Origin of the sequence: Roseixanthobacter psychrophilus, from assembly GCF_043195195.1 — a bacterium.
Classification (GTDB): Bacteria; Pseudomonadota; Alphaproteobacteria; order Rhizobiales; family Xanthobacteraceae; genus NCEH01.
Genome location: NZ_JBAFWT010000114.1, coordinates 1 through 1,974 on the forward strand (window position 1 = coordinate 1; position 1,974 = coordinate 1,974).

The 1,974-nt window shown below is 52.3% G+C and carries 2 protein-coding genes; one reads left to right on the forward strand and one right to left on the reverse strand.

The genetic code is table 11. From position 1 onward, the window contains the following. Positions 1–430: hypothetical protein (locus tag V5F77_RS28630; RefSeq protein ID WP_429008445.1), on the forward strand; the 430-nt coding region annotated here is incomplete at its 5' end. 297 nt (positions 431–727) lie between these two features. Here the strand turns inward: V5F77_RS28630 and V5F77_RS28635 are convergent. Further along, positions 728–1,867: a polysaccharide pyruvyl transferase family protein gene (locus V5F77_RS28635; protein WP_429008446.1), complete on the reverse strand. Its 1,140-nt coding sequence runs from the start codon at positions 1,865–1,867 to the stop codon at positions 728–730. Between the last annotated feature and the right edge of the window lie 107 nt (positions 1,868–1,974).

The window sequence follows — 1,974 nt, forward strand, 5'->3', positions numbered from 1 at the left end:
CATTCTTGCTCAAAGAAAATTCTGTCAATTTGTCTCACCTATGTGCAAGACACTTATTTCAAAGGCTCCAATTATATGGTCCCCTGGCTTTCATGGGAGTTCATTTTTCCCGAACGTCGATCAAAGGCTGTATCTTTTCCATCTTAAACGGGCAGATCTCAAAACCAATCTTGAACGATTGGAGCTGACGCGTAAGATCAACTGGAAATCTGATAATCTTGGTCTCCATCAAAGATCGAGCGACGAGGAAATGATTAAGCTTTTCGAATCCTATACACGCTATTCGGTAACGGATGATTTTTCATTTTCCCAAGAAATAAGCGAATTTATTTCCGAGACAAAGCTCGATTCCAAAGGGATTTATTCGTGTAAAGATATTCGGGGTAAACGAATGGTGACCATCCCCGAGCGGTTTGTTGGTATCCTTTAATTTAGGATGATCTCTCCATAAAAAATGACACGCGGGACGGCGCTTCGCCTCTCGCGTCCAGCCCCGGAAAGTCACAGGGGCGCCCTCTGAGTAAACGCCGCGGCGCCATGCGTTAACGTGCGCCGCAGCGCGGATCTGCTTGCCCCTTCCGATTTGGACTTCTGCAGGGCTCCTTAGTCAGGCGATAGAGCATAAAAACACTCCGCTGTCCCAGTAATGGGGCAGCGGTATATTGTTTTGCAATAAGATCTATTACCTAATTTGCTCTTCGCAGCGTTGGACCGCGATGCCGCCCGCTTACAATGCCGCGGCAACTTCGCCTGAAACCGTGCTACCCAGCTTGTGCGGCAGCTTATTGGTTTCGAGGAAGGTCCTGTATGCCGGATACAGCTCCGCGTAGCGTCGTGCCAGAGGCGCAAAGTCCGCCTTCTCGTACAGCTCGCGGGCATTGACCGTGTCGAGATCCTTTAGGCTAACGTAAGGAAGTCCCAGGAAACTGCACATCTCGGTCGTGCGTGAATCGTGACAGACAAACATGGCCGGCACGCCGCTTTGGATCGCGATCATATTGCCGTGAAAGCGCTGGCCAAAAACGAAGTCGCAGGTCTTAACCTCTCGGATCCAGTCGTCGACGGACCAATAAACACGCATATGATTCTTGAGCCATTCCCGCAGCTTGGGTTCATCCGCAATGCCTGAGAAAAATCCATACGCACGCTCAAGCGCGGCTTCGGCTTCGGGGGTGCCGGGGCATTCCGCAAGGATGATTTCATCCATTTCCGTCTGGGCAATGAAGTCCGCTCCATATCGAATGGCCTCCGACGCAATTTGGCGGATGACCTTTCGCATCTGGTCGGCGTCAAACGAATGTTTGAGCACGTCGCGTGACATATTGATTGCCATGCGTGGCGTTTGGGGCAGGGCCGGCTTTTCTATCTTAAGCTCAGGCTTGCAGGACATGTAATAAGATGGGCAGCCGGTTACCTGTACATTATTGATTCCCATATGCGCCAGCACCTCCGCGCTGAAGGGACCGCGCACTCCAATCACCTTGCTGCGTTCGGAGACGATCTCCATCAGCCGCTTCGTGCCGGGCTTCAGCTCGATGTCGGGGGAGAAGGTGTTCGACTGGGCGCCGACACCGACCATCACGCACGGAAGGTTCGTGCGCTCGATAAAGGCGGCCATGCCGGCGAAATCAAAGGCTGGGAATAAGAAGTTCGCGGCGGCAACAACAATTACGTCATACTCGGCATTAACGCGATCTGTGCCAATGGAATAGTCCCACGAGACCGTGCTGTAGGACAATTCCTGCAGAAGCCCGTAAGCAATAACTTGATTGCCGGAATTTCCTCCCGTCGCGGCAAGCCGCCCGGACGGCGTCGAAACGGCATCCATATTGAACGAAGGAGTAGCGCCCAGCAAAAAAATACGCATATGAAAAATTCTCGTTCGGTCATGACGGATGCGACCGCAACGCTTTTAAACCACATGATAATATTCGGCAAGCGACGGGGCTTTGGTCAAGGATCGCGCAGGCTAGC